Annotated in this window: 13 protein-coding genes and 2 pseudogenes; 9 read left to right on the forward strand and 6 right to left on the reverse strand. The window is 69.4% G+C overall.

Annotated elements, in window-relative coordinates; translation table 11 throughout:
- Positions 1-570 precede the first annotated feature (570 nt).
- Entirely contained in the window at positions 571-756 is a 186-nt protein-coding gene (locus ABZ642_RS34835; protein ID WP_360491570.1) for a hypothetical protein, read from the forward strand.
- Between the two features lie 19 nt (positions 757-775).
- Positions 776-1,054: a hypothetical protein gene (locus tag ABZ642_RS34840; RefSeq protein ID WP_360491573.1), complete on the forward strand. Its 279-nt coding sequence runs from the start codon at positions 776-778 to the stop codon at positions 1,052-1,054.
- Between the two features lie 552 nt (positions 1,055-1,606).
- Here the strand turns inward: ABZ642_RS34840 and ABZ642_RS34845 are convergent.
- The 5 genes and pseudogenes from ABZ642_RS34845 to ABZ642_RS34865 all read right to left on the reverse strand — a co-directional run bounded on the left by ABZ642_RS34845 (position 1,607) and on the right by ABZ642_RS34865 (position 4,574).
- Entirely contained in the window at positions 1,607-2,089 is a 483-nt protein-coding gene (locus ABZ642_RS34845; RefSeq protein WP_360491670.1) for a transposase, read from the reverse strand.
- 264 nt (positions 2,090-2,353) lie between these two features.
- Positions 2,354-2,419 (reverse strand): annotated as a pseudogene (locus ABZ642_RS34850) (hypothetical protein); the annotation flags it as partial.
- Between the two features lie 284 nt (positions 2,420-2,703).
- The gene (locus ABZ642_RS34855; protein ID WP_360491576.1) at positions 2,704-2,928 is read right to left on the reverse strand and encodes a hypothetical protein; all 225 of its coding nucleotides are present in this window, start codon (positions 2,926-2,928) and stop codon (positions 2,704-2,706) included.
- Between the two features lie 477 nt (positions 2,929-3,405).
- Positions 3,406-4,116: a hypothetical protein gene (locus tag ABZ642_RS34860; protein ID WP_360491579.1), complete on the reverse strand. Its 711-nt coding sequence runs from the start codon at positions 4,114-4,116 to the stop codon at positions 3,406-3,408.
- Complete coding sequence (locus ABZ642_RS34865) at positions 4,089-4,574, reverse strand: hypothetical protein (RefSeq protein WP_360491581.1); 486 nt, start codon at positions 4,572-4,574, stop codon at positions 4,089-4,091. Before ABZ642_RS34865 ends, ABZ642_RS34860 begins: the two co-directional genes overlap by 28 nt.
- Positions 4,575-4,628: 54 nt before the next feature.
- On the opposite strand from ABZ642_RS34865, the pseudogene ABZ642_RS34870 reads away from it, so the two are divergent.
- Positions 4,629-4,850, forward strand: a pseudogene (locus ABZ642_RS34870) (integrase); the annotation flags it as partial.
- Between the two features lie 618 nt (positions 4,851-5,468).
- On the opposite strand, the gene ABZ642_RS34875 reads toward ABZ642_RS34870, so the two are convergent.
- Complete coding sequence (locus tag ABZ642_RS34875; protein WP_360491583.1) at positions 5,469-6,149, reverse strand: ScbR family autoregulator-binding transcription factor; 681 nt, start codon at positions 6,147-6,149, stop codon at positions 5,469-5,471.
- A gap of 127 nt (positions 6,150-6,276) precedes the next feature.
- Between ABZ642_RS34875 and ABZ642_RS34880 the strand changes: the two genes are divergently transcribed.
- From ABZ642_RS34880 to ABZ642_RS34905, 6 genes are all read left to right on the forward strand, one after another.
- Positions 6,277-7,260 (forward strand): ScbA/BarX family gamma-butyrolactone biosynthesis protein, encoded by a 984-nt coding sequence (locus tag ABZ642_RS34880; protein WP_360491586.1) that lies wholly within the window; start codon positions 6,277-6,279, stop codon positions 7,258-7,260.
- Positions 7,254-8,369: an oxidoreductase gene (locus tag ABZ642_RS34885; protein WP_360491589.1), complete on the forward strand. Its 1,116-nt coding sequence runs from the start codon at positions 7,254-7,256 to the stop codon at positions 8,367-8,369. Before ABZ642_RS34880 ends, ABZ642_RS34885 begins: the two co-directional genes overlap by 7 nt.
- Entirely contained in the window at positions 8,366-9,049 is a 684-nt protein-coding gene (locus tag ABZ642_RS34890) for an HAD-IB family hydrolase (RefSeq protein WP_360491592.1), read from the forward strand. The genes ABZ642_RS34885 and ABZ642_RS34890 overlap by 4 nt, the downstream gene beginning before the upstream one ends.
- 156 nt (positions 9,050-9,205) lie before the next feature.
- Entirely contained in the window at positions 9,206-10,192 is a 987-nt protein-coding gene (locus tag ABZ642_RS34895; protein ID WP_360491595.1) for a LuxR C-terminal-related transcriptional regulator, read from the forward strand.
- A 444-nt stretch (positions 10,193-10,636) separates the two neighbouring features.
- Positions 10,637-11,620: an enolase C-terminal domain-like protein gene (locus ABZ642_RS34900; RefSeq protein ID WP_360491598.1), complete on the forward strand. Its 984-nt coding sequence runs from the start codon at positions 10,637-10,639 to the stop codon at positions 11,618-11,620.
- Positions 11,621-11,998: 378 nt separating this feature from the next.
- Complete coding sequence (locus ABZ642_RS34905) at positions 11,999-13,180, forward strand: pyruvate carboxyltransferase (protein ID WP_360491601.1); 1,182 nt, start codon at positions 11,999-12,001, stop codon at positions 13,178-13,180.
- Positions 13,181-13,183 lie beyond the last annotated feature (3 nt).

The raw sequence follows: 13,183 nt of genomic DNA on the forward strand, positions 1-13,183 counted from the left end.
GGATCAATACGACGTTTTGCCGCGCCCGCCAATCAGTACGGCATTGCGCTATTCCCGATGCAGGCAGCAGCCGCGCCAACGCGTGCGAAGTTTCCGCTTTGCAGAATCTTGAATCTACGTGATGACCAAGTGTGGCTTCTGCGGATGTTTAGTCAAGTTTAAATACTTGTCATGCGCACTCATCTCCTCGTAATGTGCTCACGCAGGACGGAGTGCGACCGAGGGTTCTCTTCTGTTGCAATTCCGATCTTGGTATCACTTATGAGGGGGGCCTCATGGCAGAGAAAATAATGCGTGTGCGGCTGACGGCTGCAGCAGCCGTGGCGGCTGCTCTGGGGACAGGTTTTGTTTCTTCGGCGTGGGACGTGGACCCCTCCGTCCCCCTCTCGGGGACGGTCCTGGAAACCGGCCCTCGAAGGTCTTCCACTGCGACGACCCTGGGGCAGAGTTCCAGACCAACCTGACGCCGTAGACGCGAATGATTGAATAACCGAGTGTCGGGCCAAGGGCCCGACACCCGGTTTCCGTAGAAAGAACACAGAGACTACAAGGAAGACAGAGAGGTGCGTCATGGGGGCAGGATTCCTTTTCGTGTTCGTCCCGCTGTTCCTGTACCTGACGCCTGTGACGTTGCTGTGCGTGAAGATCGCCGATCGGACCTCGTGGAAAATTGGGCTCGTCTTCGCGAGCGTCCTCATATTCGTCCCCGCCGCGCTCGCCGCGGGCTGGATCCTCGTGGGAACCGGCGTCCTGTGAACCGAAAGGCCGAAGACTCGTGACCGTCATAGTCGTCGCACTGGCGGTGGCACTCGGGGCCGTGGCCTACGTCTGGCCCCTCCTGCCGCTGGTCGTCTACCCCATGCGCCGATGGCGAGGTTTCTGGGCTGCGCTCTACTGCGGTGCGCTGGGCGCGGTCGGCTCGGTGGCGTTCCGCGACCTTCACCACATGGTCGGCGACTTCTTCGAGGCATCCGTGGCCACCTCGGCGTTCAGAGCGCTCGTCGAAGCGGCAGGGCTCGTGGAGCCGTTCCGCAGCAGGTGGCGCGAACGGTGAGGGCCGCACACCGGGCGCCGGGCGTCTACTCGGGGCGGAGAACCTCCGAGCGTCTTACGAGGTCTACTGATTTTGTTGGCGTGATGGACTCTGTTGCTCATTTCGTAGGGTGCGTTGGTGAGGCGGTGAGTCGGTAGGCGAGCGTTCGAGGCGGCTGCTGCGGGTGTGGTGTTGGTCGTGTCCGGTCCAGTACGCGTCGAGCCGGATCACGTTGAGTGCGGTTGCGGAGAAGGCGTGCTGGAGGCGGACTTTCGCCAGTCCTCGGTAGCCAGGGCGGCGTCGTTCAGCGGGCCTGTCCGGTTTGATCACGTGATGCCGAGGGTGGTCAGGGGTCGGGTGACGTTGCGCGGGTGGTGGCGGAGGGCTCCGAGGGCGAGGTTGCGCAGGCCGGCCATGGCCCTGGGGGCGGTGCCGGTGCGGACGCGGAAGACGTCCTCGGTCCAGGCGGGTGTCGCGAACGTGGTGGAGCTGGCTCGCGATGGCCCAGTGCCGGAGCACGCGGTACGCGATCTCGGTGGCGTCTGCCTGCTCGGCCGTGAGATCGGTGACCGCCTAGACGCGCTCGAGGGTGACCTTGCCGGTGGTGATGATGCGGCGGCGCCGCACGATCTGCACGGCCTGCGCTGCATGCGGAAAGTCCAGGTCGACTACGGTGGCGGTTTTGACTCGGCGGTTCTCGTCACGGCCGGGCGCAGTGGCGCTGGTCTTGCCCAGGGGCGGCACGTCCCGCCGGGGCAGGCGTTTCAGTCGCTGTTGCAGCAGCGGCTGGTTCGCCTTGATCACGGCGATGTAGTGGGCCCCCTTGTCCTCCACGAGGAAGCGGGCGTGCGCGGTCTGGGAGTGCAGGACGTCCAGGATGACCACGGTGTCGGTCAGGTCCAGCTCGGCGAGCACGGGCCGGAAAACGGTGATTTCGTCGGTCATGCCGTCCACCTCGCGTTGGGCGGCGACCAGGCCGGTGTCGGTCATCGCGGCGAGCAGGTGGACCTGGGTGCCGTCGGCGCGGCGGGCGTCCCGCACCGTCCTGCCGTCCACGGCCGGGGAACGGCGGGGCCGTTGGACCGGGTCTTGAGGATTGCGGGTGGTCGAGGGCGCGGATGGCGAGCCAGGTTCCGATCGCGTCGTCCAGCGCGTCGCCGTCGATGCGCTGCAGGATCCGGCGCACGGTGGCCTCAGCTGGAGCGGTCGGGCCGGTGGGTTCACGGCTTGGGCCGCCGAGGGGGGTGAGTACGGCGGTCGGCGCGTCCCAGCCCATTCCGAGATCGCAGCCAGGGACTTGGCGCCGGCCAGCACCCCGCAGGCGGCCAGGCCGAGGACGAAGGCGAGGCGATGGCGGCGGCCCTTGGCTAGGCGCGGATCGGGCACCGCCGCGAGACAGTCCAGCAGACCCAGGCGTTCCTCGGGCGGGGAGGCCGTGCCTGCCTTCGTTTCGGCCTCATCCGGGACGTCACAGTCGTCTCAGCTACATGGATCTCCATCAAGCCGGTCAGACCGACTGAACGACGCCGCCCTGCGGAGCTGAGAAGCCGACGAGTTCGCAGAATCTCGAAGGGGAAAATGCAGGAACCCGAGGGACACCCAGGCAAGTGTCGCCTCGGGCATACGGGTTCGGCGCTGGATCACGGGATCGTGATGGTACGTGTCGTGACTCACAGAGTCCACCCGTGCCCGGTGGCCGAGAGCTTTGTCGAGTTCGGGGAGGCTGGCACGACCTGGGGGATCCAGCGGGCGAGCAGATCGCTGCGTTTCTTGACGAAGATATCCGCGAAGGAACGGACGCGGTTGTAGAGGGTGGTCAGTTCCGGGCAGCGTTCCAGCAGGTGCTTGAGGAAGATGGGTTCCTCGTCCAGGTGGTCTGGGCGGGACGTCAGCATCCGGGAGACCTCGACGGTGCTGCGGGCCGGTGCGGGCGGGGCAGGCCGACGTCCAGAGCGTCGCGCCGGGAGGACGCATAGAGGCGGACGGTAGCCTCGCTGTCGGGAAAGCCGCGCGCGGCGATCTCCCGGAACAGGGCGCCGATGTTGTGCTCGCCCTCCGCTCATCGTGGGTGCGGATAGCCCTGGTAGGGGGCGAGGACGCCGACGCCTTTGGGTCAGGTCGGGGTGATCTGTTACCAGGTCGCGGCGCGAGGTGGTGCGCGATCTCTGACCCTTCCGATCGCGCCAGGTGGATCGACGTGCTGGACGCCCCGGCCGCACCCGGGGCCGACCAAGGACACTCTGGTGGCCGGGGTGTCCCGATCCGGGTTCACGGTGGACGAGCTCGCGGCGGCGTACGGGCCCGAGCGGTTGATGGAGGCTTGGGGGTCGGCCCCGGCCGCTGACGCGGACGGGGGCCGGGTGTGGGGCGGGTCAGGAGTTATCCGCGGTTCCGCCGCCGAAGATCTTCAGCTGTTCGGAGTCGGTCAGTCTGTTCACGAACATGACGAGTTTTCCGGTGGTGAGGATGCCGCTGACGGTGGCCTCCTTCTTCTTCGCGTACAGGGTGTCGGTCTCCTTCTTGGCCTGGTCGAACCATGTGGTCGCCCTGTTCGGGTCGGCGCCCGGGGCGTCGACCGCGGCGCAGGCGCGGAGGAAGGCGGTGGTGTGGGCGTCGCCGTTCTCGGCGATGCAGTCCAGGAGAACGAGCTCGTCGGCTTTGGTGACCGTCAGGAGCAGGGACAGGCCCTTGCCGTTGTCGCCTGTGATCACTGTCTTCTTGCGGCCGCCGGGGAACTCCTCCTCCTTCGGGTCTCCGAGGGTGATGCCCCATGCCTTCGAGAGGTCGTCCAGGAACGTCTTGCCCGTATATCCCTTGGCCATGGCCGTCGCCTCGCCCAGCCTCGGCATTTCGTCGGCCGGGATCGCGTGGGTGGGCAGGGTGGCAGTCGATGGTGGGGTGAAGGAGGGGGTGGGGCTCGGCTTCGTCGGGGACGGTTTGTCCTCGGCGCCCGCGACCACCGGGGAGTCCTGCCGGTCGTGCTTGGTGCAGGCGGTGAGTGTCAGGGCCGCCACCACCGCGGTCAGCACCAGCACCACCCCCCTGTCCCTGCCCCTCACGTGCCGCTGTCGTTCAGTAGGCATGCCTGCGTGGTGACCTTGCTGTTGTGCGGGACGAAGGCCATCGCGTCGAAGACGACGTCGGCATCTCCGGTTCCCGCGTCGTGTAGGTTGTCCGCCTCGATACGGCCGCCCTCCCAGAAGGTGAAGGTGCCGAACTCGAACCAGGTGTCGCTGCCGTTGCTGCGGGTTGCTTGGTTGACGTGGCAGAAGTCTGCCTGAGCCCTCTCGGTGTTGTCACCGGGGATGAAGTTGTACTTCACGTTCGCTTGGCCGCCATGGCTGGGCAGGTGGACGAACACGTCGTACCGCTTGCCGGGTTGGTCACCGGCGGGCAGGCGGTCCTGGTTGAGTTCCCAGCGGCCGGTGACCTTGTGGAAGATGTCGCCTGCGGGGTAACTGTGGGTGAAGTAGATGTGGTTGTCGTAGCCGGCGCCGAGCTGGTGGATGTCGATCTGTGCGATGTACGGAGTGGCACGCATACCTGGGGACGCGCCAGGAAAGCCACACTCAACTTGGGCGAGCACGCGCTGAACCTCGCCAGGCGGCCCTACGACCTGCGCCACGCCGGAATTTCCTTCTGGCTGGCCTCCGGTGTGGATCCCGCCGAGTGCGCTCGCGGAGCGGGCCAGAGCATCCGGGTTCTCTTCCGCTACTACGCGAAGTTCCTGGCCGGGACGCGAGACCATGCCAACCAGTTGATCGAGGAGTCGATGAATCGTTGGGAGGGTTCCCCATCTCCCGGCGAGGCGGGGTGACCGGAATCTGGTCCGGAAACATTCCGGACCAGGTGGGCGACGCTGGGGCACCTGGGGCGCAAACCGGGAGCAAGGCATCGTTTCGCTTTGCTGTCTGAGGCAGTCACCGAGAAGGGCGCCTGACGGGAGATTTCCCAGCTCAGACGCCCTTTTTACGTGCCTCTAGAAGAAGCCCAGTTTCTTCGGCGAGTACGACACCAGGAGGTTCTTTGTCTGCAAGTCGGGGACCCTGGGCTGTGCCGCCTGCCCGACACCGTGGTTCGCAGGGCGTTCGTCTTCGACTGCGAGCGGATCTCCCATGCCTGAGCATGCGGCGTCCCGTTCGTCATCCTGCGCCGACCTCTGCGACATCCACGGCACCGCCCGCCAGAGGCAGCGTTGCTTCCGGCCGATGCCGAAGCCGCCGACTGGCTCACCGCCACGGTGGACGAACCTATCTGACCCCGAGTCGGCACACCCCTACGGGCCCCGGGGGAGCAGCCGTGGCATCCCCGGGGCCCGGCTCGGGGTCGCGGCGTTCATGGACGGTGAGCCGCGCCAGTGTCGTCGTAGGGGCGCTCGCCGGAGTGATTCGGCCCCTGTTGTGCTCTTTCCCGGGAGGGGAGGGATCGGGCGGTCCTACGACCGCAAGGCTGAGAAAATCAGGTCCCGGGCGTCGGACCAGCGCTGCACGAGGTCAGCGCGACGGCTCAGCCGCGCGGAGATGTGCTGGGCGCCGAAGAACGCGGAGACCAGCGTGTAGGCCGCAGCGGAGGGCGAGACCCCCTCGCGCAGCTCTCCGGCCTCCGCCGCCTCCACCAGCAGCTCCGTCAGCAGGCTGATCCAGCCGACGTACGGCTGCGGCAACAGGCCCTCCGGCAGAGGCTGCTCCATCTGCAGCCGCGCCCCGCCCTGTACGACCACGTCGTCCTGGAAGGCCTCCGCGGTCTGGTCGAGCAGTTCCCCCACGGTGTCCAACGGGCCGAGCCCCTTGGCCTGGGCGGCTTCGAGGAGCACGGGCCAGCGGTGGTAGTGCGCCTCGACGACCGCGATCGTGAGTGCTTCCTTGGTGGGGTAGTGGAAGTAGACCGCCCCCTTGGTCATCCCCACGTGGTCGGCGACGTCCTTGACGGACGTCTTTCCGTACCCGCGCTCGTCGAAGAGCTGCGCGGCGGCGTCCAGGATCTGCTTGCGGGTGTGCGCGGCACGTTCCTGCTGCAACTCCGGGCTGCGGCCGTGAAGGGCGATGCTCCCCGCGCTGCGCTCGGGTACCGGGAACGTGGCCCGGCTCTTCTTCAGTTCCATGATGTCTCCGCTCACCGTTCGTCTCCAGCCCCCCGTTGCAATATACCTTCCCGCAGGTATATTTTTCCCCGAGCAGCCGGTGACCAACCACCACGCAAGGTCACCGCGTTTGCGGTATAGCCACTTCCGGAGGGGGACAATCATGCATGACACCGACATAGCGCCCGGCGACACGACCGCCAGGCACTGTGCCGATGCACATGTTCCGCGCGCTCTGGTACACAAGGCCGCGGACCGGGAAGTTCTGTTATCGGCCGTTCGTCCGCTGGGCGGGGATCGCTTCGCGGTCCTCGTGCGCTGGCCGCACGACCATCTCCTGCACCACCGCGCCGCCGACGGGACCCGGGACTCCCTGGTCGTGGTCGAGACGATGCGTCAGGCGGGGATCTGCCTCTCGCACCGCTTCCACGGTGTCCCGGCGGACCACATGTTCGTCCTGCACGGCTTCGACTTCCACCTCGACGAGCCGCTGCGCGACAGCGGCGACGGGGCCGACGTCTCCTTCCACGTCACCGTGCGCCGCGTACCCGGCAGTCCGCGACGCTTCCGTCTGACGTCCGAGGCGGACCTCCTGATCGACGGCCGCACGGTGGGCCGGGCGAGTATGCGCTGGGACGCGCTCCCGCCCGCGCAGTACGCCCTCGTGCGCAGCCGCAGCGCCGCCGCGGCGGCCCCGTTCGACGTCACCGACCTCACCGTCGAGGCGCGGACCCTTTCGCCGGCCGCCGTCGGCCGCGACCGCGACGACGCCGTGCTGCTCGCGAGCCTGGGTGACGCGTCGGCCGGATGGCAGCTCAGACCGGACACGGGACACCCCGCGCTCTTCGACCATGCCAGTGACCACATCCCGGGGATGGTGATCGTCGAGGGGTTCCGGCAGGCCGTCCTCGTGCGCGCCGCCCAGGACACCCCGGGCGCCTGGGCCATCGACTCCCTGCAGGCGTCGTTCCTCTCGTTCGGCGAACTCGGGCAGCCCGTCACCATCACCGCGGAGCCCGAGGGCGCCGGCGCCTACCTGCTCGCGGCCCGCCAGGGCACGCGCACCCTGGCCACCGCGCTGGCCACCCGCGCCGCCGCCGCCCCGCTCGGCGGCCTCCTTGCCGGGGTCGGTGCTGCCGCGTGCTGAGTGACCTGGGCAAGACGCTGGACACCGCCCGCGAGGACCGCATCGTCCTGGACGAGACGTGCCGGCTCACCGACCGGCTGGCGGACTCCCTGGTCGAGAACGGATTCGCCCGGCACTTCGTGCCCGAGCGCTGGAACGGCGGCGCCGGCACCTTCACCGCACTCCTGGACGCGGTCTCCGAGCTGGCCGAGACCTGCGCGTCCACCGCCTGGTGCGCCGCGCTGTACGCGGCACACGGCAGGCTCGCCGGCTATCTCCCCGAGGCCGGACAGCGCGAGATCTGGGGCGAGGGTCCCGACGTGCGCGTGGCCGCGTCCGTCGTGCCGCCGCAGGGCGGCGCCGTCCGGGTGGACGGCGGCTGGCGGCTGACCGGCAGGTGGGCCACGGCCAGCGGTGTCGACCAGGCGGAGTGGATGCTGCTCGCCTCCTGGGCCGCGCAGCACGGCGACCCTGCGGGCGAGACGCGGGAGCACCGGATCTTCGCCGTGCGACGCTCGGAGCTGAAGGTGCTGCACACCTGGCGCCCTGTGGGACTGCGCGGCACCGGCAGCAACACCGTGGAGGGCGACGTCCTGGTCCCCGACCACCTCACCTTCACGCTGAGCGACCTCGGGCGCGTTCAGCCGCACGCCGCCCGCTGCCACACCGTGCCGTTCTCCCTGGTGGCCGCCCTCATCTTCGCGGCGCCGGTGCTCGGAGCCGCCGAGGGAGCGCTGCGCACCTGGTGGGAGACGCAGACCCAGCGAGTGCGCCCCGACGGCGGCACCGCCGTCCAGCCGCTGGTGCTGGCCAGGGCGTCGGCCCACATCCAGGCCGCGCGACTGCTCCTCGAGCGGGTCGCGCAGCGCGCCGACCACGCGCCCGTGACGCCCGTTCTCGTCGCCGAGAACCAGCGGGACGTCACCGTGGCCGTGGAGCTGTGCGGCACGGCCGTCGACGAGCTCTTCCGTACGGCGGGGCTGCGCGCACTGGAGGAGGACGACGCACTCCAGCGCCGCTGGCGCGACATCACCGCGGCACGCACCCACGGCACCCTCAACTTCACTTCGGCGGCGACCAGTTACGCCAACGCTCTGCTGGCGGCGCGAGCGGGGGAGGAGGTCCGATGACCCGGCGTATCGCCTTCTTCGACGTGGACGAGACCCTGCTCGCGGGCAAGACCCTGCCCGAGTTTTGGCATGCGCATGCCGCGCGGCTCGTGGGGGAGGGGCGGACGCCGGGCGTCCTGCGCACCGCCGGCGCCGACCGGGAGACGCTGAACCGCGCCTACTTCGCGCACTTCGCCGGAGCGCGCCGCTCGTCGTTCGACGAGGCGGCCCGCCAGTGGTATGCCCAGTTCAGGAGCGGTCCGCACGCCTATCTGACCGAGACCCTGGATGCCCTGCGCCGCCACCAGGGCGAGGGTGACGAGGTCGTCCTCGTGACCGGCTCGGGGATGGCTCTGGCCCGGCCGGTCGCCGAGGACCTCGGCGTGCGCCATGTGCTGGCCACCGAGCAACTCGCCGACGCCGCCGGGGTGCTGACCGGTGAGGTCCGCCGACCGATGATCGGAGCGGCCAAGCAGGACGCCGCGGCTGCCCTCATCCGCCGGCTCGGCGTCCGTGCGCGGGACTGCTGGGCCTACAGCGACCATGAAAGCGATCTGCCGTTGCTGTCCCTGGTGGGCCATCCCGTGGTGGTCGGTGACGACCCGGTCCTCGCTGCCCGGGGCATGGCGCAGGGCTGGCACTTCCTCGGCACCCGGACGGGTCCGCGCTTCGAGCGGAGTGCGCTGTTGCAAGTGAGCTGAGTCTTCCCCCCCCGGTTGGCCGAGGGCCGTCCGGGGCGGGGCACGTGAGCAAAACATACCTTCGGGAGGGTTTTCTTTGACCGGGAGCAGAGACGACGACCCGCCATCGGCATCCCCAGCCCCAGTACATCCGTTGTAGGAAGGCAGCAGACGGACATGAGCGCACCGAGCATCGGGCCGCAGGCCCTGAGACTCTTCCAGTACGCCTCGGCCCGCAGCGACTGGACCGTCCGCAGCGCCTGCGAGCAACTCGACACCACCGTCGACGAGATCGAGCACGCCCGCCGCCAACTGATCGGCCTGGGCCTGCTCGTCGAATCGTCCGACGGCGAACCGACCGCCAAGGCCACCGCCCCCGAGGCCGCGCTGCTGCGGCTGCTCACCGCCGAGGAGGAGGCCACCGCCCGCCTGACCGACCAGATCCGCCGCACCCGCGAGCAGATCCACGCGATGCGCGACGTGTTCCTGCCGCTGCACGTCGCCCGCAGCGGCACGCTCAGCGACGAAGTGATCACCGGCGCCGACCGGATCGCGCGTGTGCTCGGCGACACCGCCGACATCGCGACCTCGGAGATCCTGAGCATGCACCCCGGTCCCGTCCGGCCGTCGGAGGTGCTCGCCGAGGGGCTGCGGCGCGACCTGCAGGTCCTGGAACGCGGTGTGACCATGCGCAGCATCCACCTGCGGCCGATGACCCGCATCGTCCACTCGATGAACCATCTGCAGGAACTGAGCTCCGCGGGTGCCCAGGTCCGGATCGCCAACATCGTGCCGTTCCGTTTCATCCTGGTCGACCGGGTGCAGGCCCTGGTACCCGCGCTCCACACCAACGCCGGCAACGCCATGATGGTGCTGCGCGGCGAGGCCGTCACCGCCCTGCTGGTCAAGGTCTTCGAGATGTGCTGGGCCTCCTCGGTGCCTCTGGAGGACACCGGAGCCGGCGAGGAATCCGGGCTCACCTCCCAGCAGCTGTGCGTGCTGCGGCTGATGTCCACCGGACGCAAGGATGAATCCATCGCCCGTGAACTCGGCGTCTCTGTAAGGACGTTGCGTCGCGTGATGGCCGACCTGATGGCCCAGCTCGGCGTGGCCAGCCGCTTCCAGGCAGGGGTCACGGCCGCGAGGGCGGGACTTCTCGACTAGGACCTGACCGGTCGATCACGGCGCAGACGCGGGGTGTGGCACGCTCCCCGCAGGGGGCACCCCCATCCCCGGATAGGGACCCCGGCGGCGTTGTCGTCGGTTGCCGACTTCCCCACTCTCGGCTGGCTCGAGCGGGGGACCCCCATCGCGTCGACGCCCTCCTCCGCCTTGCGGCCGCACGCACCACACCCCGCTCACCGGCACCGATCGGGCGACCTCCACCCGGCCCGCGCCGCTCACTCCTGCGCCGCACCGCGCCCCGCCGCGCGGCTCCGCATCCTGCCCGGGTCGCCCTGTCCGCTACCGGCCACGCCGCAGGGTGCCGCGCCTGCTGTCTGGCGGCCCACCGCTGCCGCTCACACGATGGGGTTCCGGCTGAACGCCCGCGAGTCAGGAGCCCTCGTGTTCGACCCCGCACTCCTCCGATCCCTTACGGGTACCCCGATGCAGGTCCGGTGTGCCGTCCTGCCCGCCAGGCTGTCCCCCGCGGGTGCCGAACCGGGCGCGGGCGGGTGGGCCGTACTGCGGGTGACGGTGCGCAACGCGGGCAGCACCGGACAAGGCGAGGCGGCCCTCCAGCCCGCGCTGGACACACACGGACCGGACGTCCTGCGCGACCAGTTCGCCTCCGCCAGGGACGGCCTGGAGCGGATGATCAGCCCCGTCCAACTGCCCGGGCTGCTGTCGCCGGGCCCCCTGCGCAGCGCCCTCGACTCCGCCCTTTGGGACTTGCTCGCCAAGCGCAGCGGACAGCGCGCGTGGGAGCTGCTGGGCATGCCTCCGCCACGACCGGTGCCCGCCGTACGCACGGTTTCCCCGGTGGCGACCGAGCTGCTGGAGCAGGAGCTGAAGGACGGTGAGGACTTCGCCTCCCTCAAGCTCAAGCTCGGCGCGGGCGACCTCGCCGACGACCTCGCCCGGCTGACGGCTGTACGCCGGCTGCGGCCCGACGCCTGGCTGATGGTCGACGCCGACGGGGCCTGGGACGCCGACCGGCTCCACGTGATGCTGCCGATCCTCCACGCCCACGGCGTACGCATGCTCGAACAGCCGCTGCCGCAGGACCGGTCCGCGGCTCTCGCCGCACTGCCGCGCCCCTTCCCGATCATCGCGGACCTGACCCACGAGCAGAGCACCGACCTGGGGCGCCTCGGGGACCGCTACGACGGCATCAATCTCTCACTCGACGCCGTGGGCGGCCTGACGGCGGCCCTGGGCATCATGGAACAGGCCGGACAGCGGGGCCTTGCGGTGCTGCTCGACTCGCCCCCGGCGACCGCTCTGTCCTGCGCGCCCGCGCTGCACGCGGCGCCCGGCGCCGACCACGTCACCCTGCCGCGGTGGCTGGACGCCTCCGGAGCGGGTGCTCCGACACTGCAAGGGGAGGGTGGGATGCTGGTCCCGCCCTCCCCTGCGCTGTGGGGATAGACCCTCAACCGCGGGCCGCTCCTCAATCCCAGATCAGATCGTCGTCGCTGAGGAAACGGATGGCAAAGGCAGTCGGCTCGGTCATGGAATTGCGCATCAGAGATGCCCCTTCGTTCGACAAGTCCGGACGCGTTGCAGCGCCTTCGCCAAAACTTTCGCATTCCACCTCCACCCCCCGGCAAGCGGTGGAGCTGACCCAGAAGTGACGTGGCCCGAACCGGCCACGGGCCGCCGTTCCGGTGATTCCCGGCGGCCTGCACGACTCATACGGGTCATGGCCTCCAGAGGCCAGCGCAACCGGCCCTCAACGGCACCGAATCCGCCTAGCCTCACCGGTGTTGCGCTGCGCGAGCAGCATCGGGCGAGGAAGAGGACACGATGTCAGGGAAAAGGGAATCACGCCGGGTGTCTATTTTCGACACCACCCTCCGCGACGGTGAACAGGCACCCGGAAACGCAATGACTCCACGTCAGAAACTCGACATAGCACTGCGCATAGAAGCACTCGGTGCCGACTACATCGAATCCGGGTTCCCCGCCTCCTCGCCCAGCGAGTTCCAGGCCACCCGGCTCATTTCCCGGAACCTGACCTCCGCGCGTTTCACCACGTTCTGCCGGGCCGTACGGTCCGACGTGGACACGGCCGTAAAGGCGGGCGGCACCGAGCGCCACCAGGTACAGGTCATGGCCACGGGCAGCGACCTGCACCTCACCCACAAACGGGGCATCAGCCGCGACCAGGCCGTCCAGGAGGTCGCCGACACCGTCGCCCACGCCTACGCCCTCGGTGTCGAGGAGGTGTCCGTCGGCATCGAGGACGCCAGCCGTGGCGAACTGGACCTGCTGCGCGCCATCGCCCTGGGCGCCGTCGAGGCAGGGGCCGTGTGCTTCGCCGTCGCCGACACCTCCGGATGCCACCTCCCCCAGGAGTACGGGGCGCTGATCACCGAGTTCCGCTCCTGGCTCCCCGACGGCGTCCGCGTCGCCACCCACTGCCACGACGACTTCGGGCTCTCCCTCGCCAACGCCGTCGCGGGCCTGACGGCCGGCGCCGACGAGGTGCAGGTCACGCTCGGTGGCGTCGGCGAACGCGCGGGCAACACCCCGCTCGAGGAAGTGGCCGCGCTGCTGACCTACAAGGGAGCTCTGCTCGGTCTGCACACCGACATCGACGTGGCCGCCATGTACGAGGCGTACACGGCGCTGCGGGCGGCGATCGGACTGGAGGAGCCCCGCAACAAGGCGATATTCGGCACCTACGCCTTCGGTACGGCGGCCGGCATCCACCAGCAGGGCATGCTGCGCAACCCGGCGACGTACGAGTACGTGGAGCCCGCCCGCTTCGGCCGTGAGCGGTCCCTGCTGATCGGACGGCACTCGGGCCGGGCCGTGCTGCGGCACATCCTCGACGAGCTCGGGCTCGCCGTGAGCGAGGAGGAGCTGGCCGGGCTCTACCGGACGCACATCGCCGAGCGCACCGGCGGCGACTGCGAGGACATCTCCGTCGTCAAGGCCCGACTGGCCCGCGAGCTGACGACACGGCAGCCGGCCGCCGCCTGAGCG

Source organism: Streptomyces sp. NPDC007157, from assembly GCF_040634235.1.
In the GTDB taxonomy this organism is placed as follows: Bacteria; Actinomycetota; Actinomycetes; order Streptomycetales; family Streptomycetaceae; genus Streptomyces.

What these genes read in the sequence shown, in the direction of transcription:
- ABZ642_RS34860 (WP_360491579.1), bottom strand. Translation starts at nt 4,116, where the DNA reads ATGCCTACTGAACGACAGCGGCACGTGAGGGGCAGGGACAGGGGGGTG.
- ABZ642_RS34835 (WP_360491570.1), top strand. Translation starts at nt 571, where the DNA reads ATGGGGGCAGGATTCCTTTTCGTGTTCGTCCCGCTGTTCCTGTACCTG.
- ABZ642_RS34855 (WP_360491576.1), bottom strand. Translation starts at nt 2,928, where the DNA reads ATGCTGACGTCCCGCCCAGACCACCTGGACGAGGAACCCATCTTCCTC.
- ABZ642_RS34890 (WP_360491592.1), top strand. Translation starts at nt 8,366, where the DNA reads ATGACCCGGCGTATCGCCTTCTTCGACGTGGACGAGACCCTGCTCGCG.
- ABZ642_RS34865 (WP_360491581.1), bottom strand. Translation starts at nt 4,574, where the DNA reads ATGCGTGCCACTCCGTACATCGCACAGATCGACATCCACCAGCTCGGC.
- ABZ642_RS34905 (WP_360491601.1), top strand. Translation starts at nt 11,999, where the DNA reads ATGTCAGGGAAAAGGGAATCACGCCGGGTGTCTATTTTCGACACCACC.
- ABZ642_RS34895 (WP_360491595.1), top strand. Translation starts at nt 9,206, where the DNA reads ATGAGCGCACCGAGCATCGGGCCGCAGGCCCTGAGACTCTTCCAGTAC.
- ABZ642_RS34900 (WP_360491598.1), top strand. Translation starts at nt 10,637, where the DNA reads ATGCAGGTCCGGTGTGCCGTCCTGCCCGCCAGGCTGTCCCCCGCGGGT.
- ABZ642_RS34880 (WP_360491586.1), top strand. Translation starts at nt 6,277, where the DNA reads ATGCATGACACCGACATAGCGCCCGGCGACACGACCGCCAGGCACTGT.